An 18,002-nucleotide genomic window follows, 5' to 3' on the forward strand; every position below is an offset into this window, starting at 1 on the left:
AATCAAATCTTGAAATCATCTTTGCTTAAATAAACATTTTTTTTAAACTTTCTGTGTAATTTGGAATATCTAAATGATAAACTCTCTTTATTTTATTCTTATCTAATAACGAAAACTCAGGTCGCTTTGCGGGAGTTGGATAAGATGCCGATGGAATCCCTCCTACATTACAATCGTATGCTCCCAATTCTTTTATTGCCAAAGCAAATTCATACCAGCTTATTTCGCCTCCATTTGAATAATTGTAAATCCCAGGAATCCATTCGGGAGATTTTAAAATATCAATCATTGCTTTTGCAAGATCTGCAGCGTATGTTGGCGAACCAATTTGGTCATTTACGACATTAATTGCATCTCTCTCTAGCATCAATCGTTGCATTGTTTTTACGAAATTATTTCCAAATTTACTGTAAACCCAAGAAGTTCTTATGATTATTGAATTCGGGTTTTCTTTTAAACAAGCTATTTCACCAGCTCTTTTACTTTCTCCATAAATATTTATTGGAGTAGTCTCTGCGTCTTCTGTCAAAGCAACTGAAGAAGTTCCGTCAAAAACATAATCTGTAGAGATGTGAATTAATTTTACATTATTTTGCGAAGAATATTTAGCGATTAATTCAACTGCTAAATGATTTACTTTAAAAGCCAATTCTTTTTCCGTTTCAGCTTTATCAACTGCAGTATAAGCACCACAATTTAAAATTATATCAGGCTTGATTTCATTTAACTGAACTTCAAGTAAATCCAGATTATCCAGAGTAACTTTAGTTCTATCAGCAAAAAACCATTCATATTGAGGATATTTTGAAGATAAAACGCCCAACTCCGATCCCAATTGTCCGGATGCCCCTGTTACAAGAATTTTTTCCATTAAAATAAACTATTACAATTTTCAATAGAAGGAAGAATTTGATCTTTTTCAGAAACAATAGCTTCTGCTAAATCCATTCCCCAATCAATATTTAAAGAGGAATCATCATATTTAATTCCGCCTTCCGAGGCCTTATTATAAAACTGATCACATTTGTACATTACCATTGCCGTTTCACTAATAACTGAAAAACCATGTGCAAATCCTTGAGGTACTAAAAGTTGTTTTTTGTTTTCCGCAGATAACAAGACACTAAATGATTTTCCGTAAGTAGGAGAATCTTTTCTTAAATCTACAGCCACATCAATAATTTCACCTTCTAAAACACGAACTAATTTAGTTTGTGCATAAGGAGGATTTTGATAATGTAAACCTCTTAATGTTCCTTTTTTCGAAAAGGATTGATTATCCTGAACAAATTCAATATCAAATCCCAAATCTTCAAATTTGGTTTTACTATAAGATTCAAAAAAATAACCTCTTTCATCTCCAAAAACGGTTGGCTCAACAACGACTAAATCTTTTATAAATGTCTCTTCAATTTTCATAGTAAAATGTAATTCCTAATTTTATTTAATTAAAAAAAGTCCTGATAACTTCTTCAATTCTATTTTTATCTTCTTTTGTCAAATTTGATCCTGACGGTAAACATAATCCATTTTGAAACAACTCTTCGGCAATTTTATTGCCATAATATGGATATTTTTTAAAAAATGGCTGCAAATGCATTGGCTTCCAAAGCGGACGGCTCTCAATGTTTGCTTCTTCAAGCGCAAGTCTTAAACTTTCTCTATTTATATTTTTTTCAATATTGGGCTCAACCAGAATAGTGTTCATCCAATAATTAGAATAATAATCCTGATTTAGCACTTCGAAAAGTTCAGCGTCATTGATATTCTCAAAAACACCTTTATAAAAATCATGATTTCCTCTCCTGATTTCAACGTTTTTATTCAAAATTTTCATTTGCCCAAGCCCTACACTTGCGCATATATTACTCATTCTATAATTATATCCAATTTCACTATGCTCATAATGGACAGCGACATCTTTAGATTGTGTAGCATAAAAAATTGCTTTTTCTTTTAACTTTTTTGAATTTGAAATTAATGCTCCTCCATTTGAAGTTGTAATAATTTTATTTCCATTAAATGATAATATTCCAAAAGCGCCAAAGGTTCCGCATTTTTTTCCTTTATATGAACTTCCTAGGGCTTCAGCACTATCTTCAATAATTGGAATTTCATAGCGATCTGCTATTGCATGAATTTCATCTACCTTGTATGGATTCCCATATAAATGAACTGTAATTATTGCTTTAGGTTTTTTGCCTTTCTTAATTCTCTCTTTGATTGCAATTTCAAGATTTAAGGGACAAAGATTCCAGGTATCTGCTTCACTATCAACAAAAACAGGAATTGCTCCCTGATATAAAATGGGATTGGCAGAAGCAGAGAAGGTCATACTTTGACAAATAACCTCATCACCAGTTTTTATTTCTAATAAAATTAATGCTAAATGAATTGCAGAGGTTCCGGAATTTAATGCGGTTGCAAATAATTTGCCTGAAAGATAATTCTCTATTTCATTTTCAAAATCATCAACATGTGGTCCTCCCGAAGTAATCCAATTTGAATTTAGAGCCTTCTGAATATATTCCTGTTCGAAACCACTTTGTTCCGACAATGATAAATGAATTCGTTTATTATTCATTAATTTTCCAATAATCAGCAGGATATCGAACATCGTCATCTCCAACATTTACTAATGGTAAAGTTGAAAATGATATTAATTTTGAATTGGTTTCCAAAGATTCTATCGCATTTGCATAACCAGCAGGAATATGAACAATTTTACTATCTAAATCCGTAACGGTTACTGTTTCGATAGTTAGATCTTTTGAAGGATTTTCCCAATTATCAATTTTTATAAAATGAATTTTAAAAGATCCATTCAAACAATAAAAATTTTTCGCATCTAATTTATGACCTTGCCAGGCACGAATTGGATTTTCATCAGAATTACTGATGATGTAAAATCTTTCTATATCTTTAAAAGAAAAATCATTTACATACGAAATTGTTCCGCGATGATCTGAAAAATTCCCCCCTTGGATTATTATAGGAATCATGAGTTAAATTTTAATGTGTGTTTATTCAACAAATAAAATTTTAATGTGTAAACAAAAAGTAATGGAACGATAACTATTACAAATAAAAACACATCATCAACTTTGTGATATAAAAATATAACTAAAGCTGAAACTGCGATTTGTACTAAAGCATAGTACAATGAAACCAATCTGTGCTGTATTTTATACTCATTACTTAAAACTTGATATAAGTGTAGACGGTGTGCCTCAAAAATATTTTGTTTCAAGTACAAGCGATGCATAATAGTACAAATAGCATCTACTCCATATACAGCCAAAAATAAAAGCCAAATAAGTGAATTTGTAATCAAAATAAGCTTTAAGACTAAATAAATTACCCAAAAGGCTATCGCGATACTTCCGACATCACCAGCAAAACATTTTGCCTTTTTTCTATAATTAAAGAATAAAAAAACAACGCTTGCAATCATTGCATATTTTATGAAACTCGCATCTATAAATAGTTGAACTTTTGTATTAACATACAACATCGACCCCATAACTACCAATGTGTAAAGCCCAGTTATACCATTAATTCCGTCCATGAAATTATAAGCATTAATTAGTCCGATTGATAAAATGTAAGTTATTACAATTCCCCAAATCGGCACTAAATTAAATACTCCTAAATCATAAAAAATTAGGGTAATAGCTAGAAAATGAATTGAGATACGAATCTTATTAGATAAACTCTGAATATCATCCCAAAAACTCACTAAGCTTACTAAAGTAATTCCCGTAAAGAAAAAATAATTATTCTCTAAGTGTTGTACAAAATACGATAAGGCAGCAAACCAAAAGATGATTCCTCCGCCTCGTAATGTTATTTCTGTATGTGAACTTCTTAAGTTAGGTTTGTCAATAATATTAAAATGATCTGCCACTTTAAAGTAGAGTAGCATTAAAATCATTAAGAGAATTCCTAGTATTGTATATTCCATTATTTATTTATGAAGCTTTACCTATTCCCAATTAGTATCTTTTATTTCATCATAGACTTTTTGGATACCTGCTTCTAAAGTTGTTTTAGCTTTCCAGCCAAAACTGCTTAATTTTGAAACATCCATTAATTTACGAGGAGTACCGTCTGGTTTAGAAGTGTCGGTTAAAATATCACCTTGAAAACCTACAATTTTTTTAACTAAAATTGCAAGATCCAAAATTGAAATATCTTCACCAACTCCTATATTAACCAGTCCGGAGTCGTTATAATTTTCCATTAAAAACAAACAAGCTTCAGCAAGATCATCAGCATGTAAAAATTCACGCTTTGGACTTCCTGTTCCCCAAATAGTTACAGATGCATCTCCATTACGTTTAGCCGTAATGAATTTTCGAAGCATTGCCGGCAATACGTGTGAATTCTTTAAATCGTAATTATCATTAGGACCATACAAATTGGTTGGCATAACGGAAATGAAATTACAACCAAACTGATCTCTATAAGCATCACACATTTTGATACCAGCAATTTTTGCTATTGCATAAGGTTCGTTTGTAGGTTCTAATTCGCCCGTTAGCATATATTCTTCTTTTAACGGCTGTGGAGCCATTTTTGGATAAATACATGAAGAACCTAAAAACATTAATTTTTTTACATTGTTTACATATGCTTGATGAATCACATTGTTCTGAATCATTAAATTCTCATATATAAAATCACCTCTATAAGTGTTGTTTGCAATGATTCCTCCAACTTTGGCAGCTGCTAAAAAAACATAGTCTGGTTTTTCTTTTACAAAAAAATCAGCAACAGCTTGTTGGTTTCTTAAATCTAATTCCGAAGAAGTTTTTAAGATAAAGTTCGTATACCCTTCAGCTTTAAGTTGACGTAATATAGCTGAACCCACCATTCCGCGATGTCCAGCTATGTATATTTTATCTTCTAAATTCATAATGTTAATTTCTAATTCAAGAATAAAATTATTCTGATTTCCCTAAATTAATATATTGTAGACCTTACTTCTTTTAACATCTTTTCTTTTCTAACATATATAAGATCTGATGCCATCATTTCTTTTACTAATCCAGCCAAATCATATTTAGGCACCCAACCTAATTGAGTTTTCGATTTTGTTGGATCTCCAATAAGTAAGTCTACTTCTGTTGGACGGAAATATTGTGGATCAACAGCAATAATTTGTTTACCAATCTCAAGCTGATATGCAGGATTACTGCAAGAAGCTACATATCCTTTTTCATCTACTCCTTCTCCTCTGAATTCAATAGTTACTCCTACTTCAGCAAATGACATTTTAACAAAATCCCGTACATAAGTAGTTTCTCCCATTGCAATTACATAATCTTCAGGAACTTCTTGCTGCAAGATTCTCCACATTGCTTCTACGTAATCTTTGGCATGACCCCAATCACGCTGTGCATCTAAATTCCCTAAGTATAAGCAATCTTGTTCCCCTAAAGCAATAGCTGCAGTTGCCATTGTAATTTTACGAGTTACGAATGTTTCTCCTCTACGTGGTGATTCATGATTAAATAAAATTCCATTACAGGCAAACATATTATACGCTTCTCTATAATTTTTGGTAATCCAAAAACCATAAATTTTAGCAGCTCCATAAGGTGAACGTGGATAGAAAGGAGAATGCTCATCGTACAATCCTTTTTCATTTTTATTCTCAGCCAAACCACCATACAATTCAGATGTTGATGCCTGGTAAATACGGGTTTTCTTTTCTAATCCTAAAATACGTACTGCCTCTAAAATTCTTAGCGTCCCTATTCCATCAACATTTGCAACATATTCTGGCGAATCAAAGGAAACCTTAACATGGCTCATAGCACCTAAATTATAAATTTCATCTGGCTGTACTTCCTGAATGATTCTAATAATATTAGTAGAATCCGTTAAATCTCCATAATGCAACTTAAAATTCACGTGGGCTTCGTGTTGATCCTGGTAGATATGGTCAATACGTTGCGTGTTAAAAGAAGAAGCTCTTCTTTTAACACCGTGAACCATATAACCTTTCTCTAATAGTAATTCCGCTAAGTACGAACCATCTTGTCCCGTAATCCCTGTTATAAGTGCAATTTTCATTTTTTTATTTTTATTTTTTATCTAGTTTAAATTTCGAGTTTTTAGGACGAAAATTTACCAATTAAATTCTGTTTTTATTAATATAATCTATTACTGATTGTGGGGTCCAATTTAATAATCTCCTTGCTTTATTGTCACTAAAAGTTAAATCTGAATTTATTTTTTTTACTTTTAAGGAATTGATTGGCGCGTTAGGGCCTAAAAGATCTCCTAACTTACCCATAAATATCGCCATGGTATTTGGCAAATTTAAAGGTTTTCTTTTTTTTCTATTTTGAGAAATCGCTAAACTTAATTCATTAAAGTTTGGATTAAAACCATCACTAAGATTAAAAATACCACCTACTGGAACTACTTGTTGTATGAATGATGCAACATCTTTTGCTAATACCATACTTTTTCTTGCTTTCCCTCCGCCAATGTTAAAATAATATCCTTTTTCAATGGCCCTTATCATTGCGCCCAAATTACCAGGAGGGCTTTGTCCTACCAATAAAGGCAGTCTTAAGATTGTACAAATAACATTATTTTTTGCACACCATCTCATTATGATTTTTTCTGCTTCAATTTTACTTAGGCCATAAGGATCTTTGGCACCTAAAATATGTTCTTCATCTATATTATAACCAAAGTCTTCTCCATAAACAGAGACCGAGCTAATAAAAACAAAAAAATCAGGAACATTGCTTCTTTCCAATCCTAATAGTAAATTTTGGGTTCCAATTACATTGATTTCAAAAAATTCCTGCTTTTGATTTTCTGTTTTTGCAATACTATGCGCCTTTCCTGCTGCATGAATTACAAGATTGAAATTATCTTTAAAGTTAGGTGTCTCTTTATCTAAACAAACTTGGTAATCTCCAGAATTTCTGGATAAAGTAGTAAATTCTAGTTTATCCTCAAGTGTTTTGATAATTTCTCTTCCCAAAAAACCATTAGCTCCTGTCAACAATACTTTATTCATTTGAAAAGGCATTACTTTCACTATTTAACCAATCAAAATCATTTTCACTAAAAAACAATTCTTCTAACCAACCAGAAATTGACATTCTATGATATAAATTTTCATTTATATCTATAAAAGGTTTATCGAAGAATTCATAATTTAGATTTATATTACTTCTGTCAATCACATAAATATTATTTTCATTATAAAAAGGATATTTCTTAATTTCAAGATTTGTAGTAATAAGTTTTTTACCACTTCCTAAAGCCTCAAAAACTCGCATTGTCAGACCTTTTTGATTAGGATGATTTATATCCAAAATAACTTTCGATCGTTTGTATAAGTCAATTATCTGCTCATGTTGTAAACTAAAGAAAGAAATCTTACTGTATTTAAATTTTTTAAAAGAAGAGTCAAATAATTTAAAAAACAAAAACACTATTCTACTGGGAGAATAATAAAATGTAAAATTTTTCAGATTATTATTCGCACACCATTTACTTGTATTTTCACTAATAACGTATCTATCGGAATGTGCTGTACCAATAAAAAGCAAATCATATTCCATTTTGCTTTCGTTATTTAATTTGTAATAATCATCTGAGAAAAATAATGGCCTAAAGCTAAGATTGTAAACTTGCGAATCTTTTGAATCAAAAGTATATTTTCGATCGAAATTTTTTAAAATTTCAATTCCATTTGGGTTATTCTCAAAAGAATCAAATGTATAATACAATAAAATAATCCCAGGATTTAATTGTACTATTTTGTCTATAAAATACTGTGGTACAACCTCTCCTTTAATTAAAAAAAAATAGTCGTATTTTTTATTTTCAATATCCTTTAAAATACCGTTATAATGCTTTAAAATTTTAACATTATAAAGATCTCTCTTTAATCTTATTATGCCTTTTGCAAAAATTGAATTATTTGGTCTTTCATCAAAGTAATCAACAGAAGCTCCCAGAGAACGCAATTTGTTGGCAATGATGTTCTCATAATTAAAAAGTTTGACAGAAAAAAAAAGTATTTTTTTATTATGAAAATTTTTACTCTCCATTATTTCAACAACCCTTTCTTTTTCATTTCTTCTAAAGATATGGTTAATTTATCTTCTTGAATCTCCTGTTTTAAAACCCAAGTAGAAAATCTTTCAATACCTTCTTTAAAAAAAACGGTAGGTTCAAAACCTAAATATTTTTTAATCTTCGTTAAGTCAGCATAATTATGGCGAATATCTCCCAATCTAAATTTACCTGTTACTGTAACAGGAACATTAATTTTATATGCTTTTATTAATGAATTAGCTACTTCTAGAACATCTGTTGCAACACCTGTACCAACATTAAAGACATGACCATTTGCCTCTTCTTTTTCAATACCAAGTATTGTAGCTGAAACAACATCATCAATAAAAACGAAATCACGAGTTTCTTTACCATCTTCAAAAATTTGAATAGGATTATTATTTCTTATCTGAGTAGAAAAAATAGACAAAATTCCCGTGTAAGGATTTGATAAAGATTGTCCCGGACCATAAACATTTTGATACCTAAAACCTACAGGTGCAATTCCTAACGTTGGGCACACTGTCATAATCATTTGCTCTTGATTTTGTTTTGTAATACCATAAACAGAAGATGGATGAATTTTAGAATCTTCATCAGTAGCTAATAATTCCAGCATTTTATCATCTCTATAATTGAGTTCAAAATTTCCTGCCAACATATCTGCCTCTTTCCTGTGCAAAGGATAAACAATTCCTAAATCAGGATGTCTATATTTTCCTTCCCCATAAATAGAACGAGAAGAAGCAATAACAATTTTTTTAACCGTATTTTTATTGTTTGCTAATATATCGAGCATAATTGCGGTACCCTGGATATTAACTTCTGTGTATTTTTCGATGCAATACATAGACTGACCTGTACCAGTTTCAGCCGCAAAATGTACTACTACATCTTGATTTTGCAATGCTTTTGTCCAATCTTCCTTAGAAGTTACTGTCCCATAAATAAATACAACTTTATCTTTGATACTTTTATACAGTGGAGAGGTTACCTCAGGATTTTCACCATGTATTTGTTTTGAAAGGTTATCCAAAACTGTAATTTTATGTCCTTTTTCAATTAGAGCCAAAGCGAGATTACTTCCTATAAATCCAGCGCCTCCTGTTATTAAAATATTTTTCATTTCTTAGGTTTTATTTCATCGCAACTGATGATTTCTTTTATTATTCTTAGAATTATATAAGATAATTTTCTTTTGTTGTTAAATTATTAAACTGTTTTAAAAGATTAGCTTACTTGATTATTATTACTTTCTCAATTAAATTAGCATAATAAACAGCCCCTGCATGAGTAAAATGTGCACAATCCTGACTAATAAATTTACAATCAGGTGTGAATACCGGGACTTTACCATCTTTATCGATTACTAAACCAATAATGTCAATATACTTATCTTTCCATTTGCTCTTCATTCTATTATTTGCTTCAATATATCCATCGTTCATTTTTATTCTTTGAGAACAATAATCTGATTCACCTTTATTGTTGTAAATTACTCCATTATTTTTGCCAAAATTTTTTGTTCCAATAATCCAAACCTTTTTGAAATCCATATTAAATTCTTTAATAATTTTTAATAGGTCATATTTAGAAACTATTTTATCTGATTCTGCCATATAAATATAATCTGCTACTTTCAATCTCTCATTAATATCCTTACAATTATAAATATCAGACACATAGGATATTTCAATTCTATTAGCATATTTAGATTCTAATAAAACATTTGCCCAATCCCTTCCAAAACTATTTCCAATTACTAAAATTTTAATATTATTTTGGCTTGTAAAGGCTTTGTCCATCTCATAAATTCTGTCATTATATAGTGCATGCATATTTCGCTTAGCATTATCTTTTCTAATTTCTAATTCTGGAACGTCATGAATTACACCCCCGATTTTATAGATATATAGAGAACTTAATGTGGTACAAACAGAAGCAGTAATCACTATTACAAACAAACTTTTAACAGATATTTTCTTTTTATTCCTAAATATTTCTTCAATAAAATGATATGAAAATAGCGAAAGAATAAATATAACCCCTAACAGTAAAAAAAAGGCAGTCAGCGAAATGGTATTTGAAATAACATATCTATAATATGCTAAAATAACTTGATGCCACATATACAAGCTAAAGCTTATTTTACCAATTAAAACCAATATTTTATTTTCTAAAATAAAAACTGAAAATTTATCTTGATTCTTGTTTAGCAATAGTATTCCCAATGTTGATATAACGGTAAAAAGTATTTTTAGTTCATTAGAAATATCAATAAAAAAAAGTAATAGTAGTAAGATTATAAAAACAAACTTAAATTTAGCATTAATCTCTTTTTTATTTGTTAGTATTGCTCCAATCCCACCTAAAGATAACTCCCAAAAACGATATTGAATTAAATAAAATTTAGCATTAGCGTCTGAATAAAATAGAAATAAGAACAATGAAATTGAGCTTAAAAATATAAGTGAAGGAAGTATATATTTTAACTTTTTTCTATTTCCTAGTATCAAAAACAAAATAGGATAAATAAAATAAAACTGTTCTTCAACTCCTAGACTCCAAGTATGCATTAATGGTTTATATTCATTTACAATATTCCAATAGTCACGAGTTGTAATAAGCTGTAGAATATTGTTACTGAAAAAATTAGTAGCAACAATAGATTGGGCAAAGTTTTCCAAATCATCAGGTAACATAACTATAACCCCGATAATTAACGAAACAATTATAATAAATAACACCAAAGGAATTATTCTTCTAATCCTTCTAAGATAAAAATTAAATATTGAAAAATTATTTTCACCTGCCTCTTGGTAAATAATTTTGGTAATCAAATAACCACTTATTACAAAAAAAACATCAACTCCTAGATAGCCATTAGTTAAATAGCCAAAATGAAAAAATATTACAACTAGTACGGCTATAGCTCTTAGACCATCAATATCTGTTCTATAACTGAACATTTCTTTCTTTTGCATTATTATTTTTATTTTAAATTAGAGTAAAGCTCCTTATAAAATTCGGTTGTTTCATCATAAGTATTTTTCCAGCTAAATATCTTAGATTTTTCCAAACTTACATCAATGGTTTCTTTTCTCAAATTATTCTTAAAGGACAATTCTTTAATTTTATCGGCAATTCTTTGTGGAGTTGGATTATCAATAGCCAAATATTTGTTTCCAATAACTTCTGGTATTGAAGATGAATTTGTAGCTATAACAGGACATCCGGCGCGTTGCGCTTCAATAACTGGTATACCGAAACCTTCATATAGCGATGGATAGAGTAAACAAAAAGCATTATTATAATAATAGTTCAAATCTTCAACACTTACATTCAAAAGTGCAATAAAATTGCCCTCTCCAACTTTATCAGCAATGTATCTAGATTCCTTTTCCGACAACTCTCCGCCACCAATTAATAATAAAGGAATTTTTGCCAATCCACAAGCTTCTACTGCCATTGCAAAATTTTTATAGGTTGTTTTTCTATCACCAACATATATTGCATACTGAAAGTCTTCAAAATGATGAGCTTTAGGAGGTATACTATTTTCATTTTTCAAAACTTTAAAGGCATCATCAACACCGTTATAAATTACTTTAATTTTATCTTTCTTGATATGTGGTAAAAATTTAAGTAAATCTTTTTTTGTGCTTTCAGAAATACAAATAATTCCTTCTGAATTACTAAGTGCAAAATTTTTCTGGTAGGAATGCACTTTTTGGGCCAATCCTTTTATAAAATACTCGTACGTAAAATCATGTACAGTTGTAATATTAATTGCTTTATTGTTTTTATCTACTCGATAATAAGAAGAATGAAAAATATGTCTTTCATTTATTTTTGAATTAATATTAAAATAACGATCTGGAAACAACATTTTGGAGTTTTTCAAATCTACCAGATTATTATCTATAAGTAATTGCTTCCGAAAGAAATTTAATTGTGCATTATCATATTCTAAAAAATGACATTCAAATTCAATATCTTTTATTAATCTTTCTAAATGTTGTTGCCAAACGACAGATGCTCCTCCGGCTTTTTGCAAAGAAAAAATTATATTATCTAATAATATTTTCATGTTAATCTATTAATCACTACGTTACAACATAAAGTGACACCAAATGATGGTCACTTTATATAAAATGAATTTTATTTATACCTGGGTTCAGAAGTAAGAATTGTATCTTCATATAATTTACCAATATTATTTATAGTAAACTTTTTTACATACTCACTATCAACATACTCTCCATTAGAATTTAAAATAGTTATAATATTGTCTGCAAAACTTTCCCTTTTTTCAATTTCTTCAAAAAAACACCCCTTACAATCTTTTAATATCTCTAACACACCTAGAGTGGGAGTAGACAAAACGGGTATTCCTACCGCTATCGACTCTACGGCGACTAAAGAAAAAGTTTCCGAAAAAGAAGGTAAAACCAATAGGTTTGCTTGTTTTATGTACTTAATTGGGTTTTCTACTGCTCCCAAAATATCAATGTATGAATCCAGTTGCAATTCATATATTAACTTTTGAAGAGACTGTTTTTCTTCTCCATCTCCAATTAATAACAATTTACAATTAACTTCTTTAATTACGAGAGGCATTAATTTTATCAATGCTTCTTGATTTTTAATTTTAGATAATCTACCAACACAAACTATTATTTTCAAATCCGTTTCAGATGAAAACCATTTATGAGAAAAAGCTTCTTCTTTTAAAGAGTCAAAATCTAAACTTATTACTGGATTATAAATAACTTTTATCATTTTTTCATCTATACCCACATCAGCTATCAAATGATTTTTAACAGCATTTGAAACCGCTATGACTACATCTGCATATCTATAAAAAAAAACAACTAAATACTTGTAAGATAAATGAAGTATGGGCATAGTTTTAACATCTAAGTCATAAAAACTATGATGCGTAATTATTAATTTCGTTTTTTTTCGTAACAAAAATTTAATTACAAGAACTGATAAGATACTAACAAACTGAGGACCAGTGACAACAAAATCAAAGTTATTGCTTTTAAAAAATTTGATCGCTTGAAACAATGATTTTGATAATCGCTTTTTTAAAGAAAAAATTTCTACTTTTTCGTTCAATTGTGAATCTAATATGCCAATATGTTGACAAACTAAGAATGAAGTGGAATAATTATTCTCAGCAAAATAATTAGCTAAATTAACAAACACCTTTTCAACTCCGCCAGCACTAAATGTTGGACAGAAAAATAGAATTGACTTTTTTTCCATCCTCAGTGAAGTTTACTCTTAACAATATTTTTAAAATACAATAATATTGCATTCCTTACTGATCTATCAAGGAAACCTGCGCCATGTCTTCGTAACACTTCGTAAATATTTTTATAAAATTTCTCTGCTCCAGTACTAGTCTTAGTAAGTTCCCATTCACGATATCCCGCAATAGGACTACCTCCAATATCTATTATACCTCCATGCTTTAATAATTTTAGCCAAAGATCTAAATCCATGCAATAATGACAATTTTCATCCAAGAAATTAACTAATCTAACCTTATCAGTAGAATAGAAAGATCCTGGTTGTAAAACTTCATATTTTATTTTTAATAGAAAATTCCTATCGCTTATTTTTCTATCTATTATTCCTATTTGATTATTTTGCTTATCAATAATATCACATTTACTGTTATAATAAATAGAGCCATTTGAGTCAATTTTATATTGAGCGACTATTCGTTCTACACAATCTGAATGTAAAATATCATCTGAATTAATCCAACCTACCAAATCACCGCTAGCCATTTTAAACCCCTTGTTTATGGCATCTGATTGACCTTTATCCTTTTCACAAATAATTTTAGATATTTTATCAGCATATTTATTTAAGATTTCACTTGTCTGGTCAGTCGAGCAAGCGTCCAAAACAATATATTCAATATTATTATAAGTTTGATTGAGAACTGATTGAATTGTTGCTTCTATGAATTGTCCTTGATTGTAAGACGGCGTAATTATTGTTACTTTAATATTGTTATCCATTAAAATTTGTTTCTTTTAAATTTAATAAAAAGGGTTTCTCTTTTACTTCACGGAGATAGAAAAAAAAGAACATTGGGACTAGGAAGAAATCAAATTGCGAAAAATTACCACTCCCAAAAGATAGTATTAAGGAAATAATCATAAACATAAATCCGGCTGCAGCTACTGGTTGTCTATTATTTTTATAAAAACAAATAAGAAATGACATAAAAAGTAAAAAATATAATAACGTACCAAAAATCCCATATCTTAAAAATAAATTGGACCACGAAATATCGCCCTGATCTAATTGAATAATTGCTCCATTCTTAGAATCATCTTTATGGCCAAAAATAAAAACATCTCTTGGAAAATCAATTTCATGTATAAACCCGATACCAAAAATTTTGTGTTTTAAATCTTGATTCACATAAAGATATCTTTCTCCCATATGAAAAATTCTAAATGCAAATGTCATCTCTGTACCATTCTCTATGTCATCAGCATCAACAACTGTATTAATATCATCTGTAGAAGATAAGATTCTTGCACCAATAACAGGCAAAAACAATATAAAAATAACTACAAATGAAAACACAAGCTTTTTTTGATTTTTAAAAAATCCTAACAATACAGAAAGACCAATTGTTAGAACGACTCCCAAGATTAACGTACGGGTTAATGTGAAAAAAATAACCATAAAAAATAACATTAAAATATATTTTTTATACGGTACAATCAAATCTTTACACATTAACAGAATAAATAAACAAGGAAATAAAAAATAAGGTAAATTACTATATCTACACCAATTGAATCCTAACACATCAAAATCTGTTATTCCTCCACCAGTTAAAAGCTTGACTCCGAAAGGAACTTGAAGTATGCATAAAAAAGATTGAATTATTGTTATTTTCAATATAAATACAAATACTTTATTGTAAACTTCTACATCAATTTTATTTAGCCAGAAATAAGTTAAAACAAATAAATTAACTCTAAAAATCAATAAAAATCCTGGAAGAGAGGGATTATAAAATCCTATATCAACAATAGCAGCACAAAGTAAAAAAACTGAAAATAAAGTAATACTAAAAAAAACTATTGATTTATGCGGGAATGTAATTCGGCCTGTTAGACATAACAGAAAAAAAATTGATAATGAATAAATTAGAGCATAATCTTTTCCATATACATTAAATCCAAATAACAAAACAGGTTCAGGAATAAATTGAAAGCCATCTGTTAACAAGAACAAAAAGATAAGAAAACTATGATATTTATTACCTTTGATAAATAGATAAATACCAATAAAGGTAATAAATAAAAACATATTATTGATTTGAAGATAATTCCTTTACTCTATTTTTTGCAATAATCAACATAGGTAAACTAGAAATTAATACAACTGTCAAACCTATAATAGTTATAGTAAATGAAGAAAAGAAAATTTCTAATTTTGGTGAAACTAAAAAGAATAAAAAACATACTAAAGCTATAAATATGGTTGGAAAAATTTCTTTCAAAAAATATACATAAAATTGAGTTGGACTCTTTTTCAATTGTTTAAAAACAATTCTTAACATTAAAAAGTCCAAAACTAGAAATGAAATAACTGTCGAACAAGCAATCCCTATAATACCATAACCATAAACCATACTTAAGTAGCAAAGAATAGTTTTAAAAACTCCCACTACAAAATAAACAATTGCAGTAATTTTTTGTTTATTAACGACAAATAATGCATTTGCAGAAAATGTATTTAAGAGGAAAATGAACATCCCAAATAAGGCTATTTGTGCAGAACTTATTCCTAAAACATATTTAGGCAAGAAAAATGTAACAACAGTAGGAAGTAAAATTACAGCTATACCTAATAAGGGCGGAAATAGGACTGAAAGAATTTTATGCGGTATAATTACATGTTTTTCAATAACATGATCAGCATTAGAAAATCCATACTTTTCATTTAACTGTGTAAATAATACGACGCTAAAACTTGAAATCAATAACCTCAAAGGAATAATAACCAAACTTGACAAACTATAATAACCTACTTCTGAAAAATTAAGGTATCTAGCAATTATTAATCTGTCAATACTATCGAATATTGTAGAAGAGATATCTTGTAAATAAAGTGGGAAAGATATGATTAGCAAAGTTTTAAAAAGTTTATTATCCCAAAACAAATTAAAACTAAACGGTCTGTTTACGAAGTAATAAACTGAATTTATCATTGCAATTATAATTGTCGCAATGAATAATGAATTTATTCCAAAAAAATAGACGAGAGGAACTGTCAAAATAGTTAGTATACCGTTTAAAATACTAGCTTTTTTTAATAGATTGTAATTATTTAATCCTTTTGCAAGTAAGTTTCCATATCCTCCTATAAATTGACTAACATAAATTGCTCCAACAGTCATCATTGATAATTTTAGCAAATAATTTTCAATAAAAAAAAGAGAATAGAGGATAAGACCTAAAGATATTAATGGAGTGAGAAAGAGTTCATATGTAAAAACTAAATCTGCAATTTTTTTTGCCTCCTCATGTTTTCCCTCTGATCTTAACATTACAAAATCTCTTCTCATTACAAATGGAAGACTAAATGTAAATACAATTGAATAAGAAATAAAAACTTTTGCTGTCTGCCAGACGCCATAATCATTTGGCCCCAAGATTAATGCATAAAAATAACCTGCAAAAAATGAAGCAAAAAAAACAATCGTTTCCCCAGTAAACATTTGTAAAAAGCTTTTTTTAACTTTTAAGTATAATCTATCTTCCAATTTTATTTTTTATTGAATTATTTATTATTTCCTTCCCAAATTTAACGAAATATTGCTCAATGTATTTTTCTGAAAAAAAACCAATTAAAAATGAAAATCCCAAACTAATTAGGAGATACATCATATAAAGTATATAGATATTAATCCTCAAAAAACTTATTTTGCCATCAATAAGAACAATTAAGTACCATGAAAATATAAAATGATATATATATATTGAATAACTTAATTTACCAAAATTTTCAATTAGTTTAAATCTCATGTTTACTACTGATAATAAAACCCCTAATGATAAAAAAACTACTCCAGCAAACACAGGTATTAAAACAAAAGCAAAAAACGGATTATAATACCAAAGAAGTAATATAATTAAGGTGCATAGTAAAGGCAAAATAAAAAAAGTAACTAACTTAATATTTTCATTCTTTATAATTTTAAACATTACCATTCCAAAAAGAAAAACAGGAAATTGATTGATTATACTGTAGTAGTAGAATGAATTATTCTCTATTTTTCCAAAATTAAAAAACTCTTTTGCGCAACTTAAAACTAAAAGATGAAGCAATGTGTATATAATAATGATATATACAGTCTTTTTTACAGAGTAATTTTTTATGAAATAAAAAAGAAAAGGAAAAATTAAGTAAAATAAAACTTCTGTTGCAATAGACCATCCACCAGGAACTATCGAATTATTATATTTTGGAAAAAAAGAATGCACCAAAAATATATTACTTAAAAACCCTTTTACATTGTAGTATTCAAAATTATTTATCCCCTTGATAATATATAAAACATAACTTATAAAAAAATAAATACCAATACCAATATAATACAATGGTGCAATTCTAAAATATCTTTTAATGTAAAAATGCTTCAAATTAAAAGCTTTTCTGTCGTAGAAAGGCATAGAAAAACATAAGGTATAAGCAGATGCTACAAAAAAAAGCTGAACACCTAATTGTCCGTATTTTGCAAAAATTGACAATTCATTACCTAATAAATAAAATTGAGATGTATGAACTAAAACAACTAGAAAAATAGCAATCCCTCTCATTGTATCAACATATCCGAATCTATAATTTTTATCAACCAT

The 18,002-nt window shown here is 28.7% G+C and carries 17 protein-coding genes; all 17 read right to left on the bottom strand.

Annotated elements, in window-relative coordinates; genetic code table 11:
- Window positions 1-25 precede the first annotated feature (25 nt).
- Window positions 26-871 carry a dTDP-4-dehydrorhamnose reductase gene (gene rfbD / locus J2X17_RS15440; RefSeq protein WP_310299893.1) on the bottom strand — a complete coding sequence of 282 codons (846 nt, stop codon included), beginning with the start codon at window positions 869-871 and terminating at the stop codon, window positions 26-28.
- A complete protein-coding gene (gene rfbC / locus J2X17_RS15445; RefSeq protein WP_310299896.1) occupies window positions 871-1,419 on the bottom strand; it encodes a dTDP-4-dehydrorhamnose 3,5-epimerase in 549 nt (182 codons plus the stop codon). Before rfbC ends, rfbD begins: the two co-directional genes overlap by 1 nt.
- 25 nt (window positions 1,420-1,444) lie before the next feature.
- Window positions 1,445-2,584: a DegT/DnrJ/EryC1/StrS family aminotransferase gene (locus tag J2X17_RS15450; protein ID WP_310299900.1), complete on the bottom strand. Its 1,140-nt coding sequence runs from the start codon at window positions 2,582-2,584 to the stop codon at window positions 1,445-1,447.
- A complete protein-coding gene (locus tag J2X17_RS15455) occupies window positions 2,577-3,002 on the bottom strand; it encodes a cupin domain-containing protein (protein ID WP_310299905.1) in 426 nt (141 codons plus the stop codon). The genes J2X17_RS15450 and J2X17_RS15455 overlap by 8 nt, the downstream gene beginning before the upstream one ends.
- Window positions 2,999-3,925: an MraY family glycosyltransferase gene (locus J2X17_RS15460; RefSeq protein WP_310299908.1), complete on the bottom strand. Its 927-nt coding sequence runs from the start codon at window positions 3,923-3,925 to the stop codon at window positions 2,999-3,001. The genes J2X17_RS15455 and J2X17_RS15460 overlap by 4 nt, the downstream gene beginning before the upstream one ends.
- Before the next feature lie 60 nt (window positions 3,926-3,985).
- Window positions 3,986-4,918: a GDP-L-fucose synthase family protein gene (locus J2X17_RS15465; protein ID WP_310299911.1), complete on the bottom strand. Its 933-nt coding sequence runs from the start codon at window positions 4,916-4,918 to the stop codon at window positions 3,986-3,988.
- A gap of 47 nt (window positions 4,919-4,965) precedes the next feature.
- Complete coding sequence (gmd, locus tag J2X17_RS15470) at window positions 4,966-6,081, bottom strand: GDP-mannose 4,6-dehydratase (RefSeq protein WP_310299913.1); 1,116 nt, start codon at window positions 6,079-6,081, stop codon at window positions 4,966-4,968.
- 61 nt (window positions 6,082-6,142) lie between these two features.
- Complete coding sequence (locus J2X17_RS15475; RefSeq protein ID WP_310299916.1) at window positions 6,143-7,057, bottom strand: NAD-dependent epimerase/dehydratase family protein; 915 nt, start codon at window positions 7,055-7,057, stop codon at window positions 6,143-6,145.
- A complete protein-coding gene (locus J2X17_RS15480) occupies window positions 7,038-8,087 on the bottom strand; it encodes a WaaS/CpsH family glycosyltransferase (RefSeq protein ID WP_310299919.1) in 1,050 nt (349 codons plus the stop codon). The genes J2X17_RS15475 and J2X17_RS15480 overlap by 20 nt, the downstream gene beginning before the upstream one ends.
- Complete coding sequence (locus J2X17_RS15485) at window positions 8,087-9,220, bottom strand: NAD-dependent epimerase/dehydratase family protein (protein ID WP_310299922.1); 1,134 nt, start codon at window positions 9,218-9,220, stop codon at window positions 8,087-8,089. Before J2X17_RS15485 ends, J2X17_RS15480 begins: the two co-directional genes overlap by 1 nt.
- A gap of 109 nt (window positions 9,221-9,329) precedes the next feature.
- Window positions 9,330-11,078: an acyltransferase family protein gene (locus J2X17_RS15490; protein WP_310299924.1), complete on the bottom strand. Its 1,749-nt coding sequence runs from the start codon at window positions 11,076-11,078 to the stop codon at window positions 9,330-9,332.
- An 8-nt stretch (window positions 11,079-11,086) separates the two neighbouring features.
- Entirely contained in the window at window positions 11,087-12,184 is a 1,098-nt protein-coding gene (locus J2X17_RS15495; RefSeq protein ID WP_310299927.1) for a glycosyltransferase family 4 protein, read from the bottom strand.
- A 71-nt stretch (window positions 12,185-12,255) separates the two neighbouring features.
- Entirely contained in the window at window positions 12,256-13,368 is a 1,113-nt protein-coding gene (locus J2X17_RS15500; protein ID WP_310299930.1) for a glycosyltransferase, read from the bottom strand.
- A 2-nt stretch (window positions 13,369-13,370) separates the two neighbouring features.
- Complete coding sequence (locus J2X17_RS15505) at window positions 13,371-14,135, bottom strand: glycosyltransferase family 2 protein (protein ID WP_310299933.1); 765 nt, start codon at window positions 14,133-14,135, stop codon at window positions 13,371-13,373.
- Window positions 14,128-15,447, bottom strand: coding sequence for a hypothetical protein (locus J2X17_RS15510; RefSeq protein WP_310299940.1), 1,320 nt, complete (start codon window positions 15,445-15,447; stop codon window positions 14,128-14,130). Before J2X17_RS15510 ends, J2X17_RS15505 begins: the two co-directional genes overlap by 8 nt.
- A gap of 1 nt (window position 15,448) precedes the next feature.
- Window positions 15,449-16,906: an oligosaccharide flippase family protein gene (locus tag J2X17_RS15515; RefSeq protein ID WP_310299943.1), complete on the bottom strand. Its 1,458-nt coding sequence runs from the start codon at window positions 16,904-16,906 to the stop codon at window positions 15,449-15,451.
- Complete coding sequence (locus J2X17_RS15520) at window positions 16,896-18,002, bottom strand: acyltransferase family protein (protein WP_310299945.1); 1,107 nt, start codon at window positions 18,000-18,002, stop codon at window positions 16,896-16,898. The genes J2X17_RS15515 and J2X17_RS15520 overlap by 11 nt, the downstream gene beginning before the upstream one ends.

It is taken from the genome of Flavobacterium aquidurense (genome assembly GCF_031458035.1).
Classification (GTDB): Bacteria; Bacteroidota; Bacteroidia; order Flavobacteriales; family Flavobacteriaceae; genus Flavobacterium; species Flavobacterium aquidurense_C.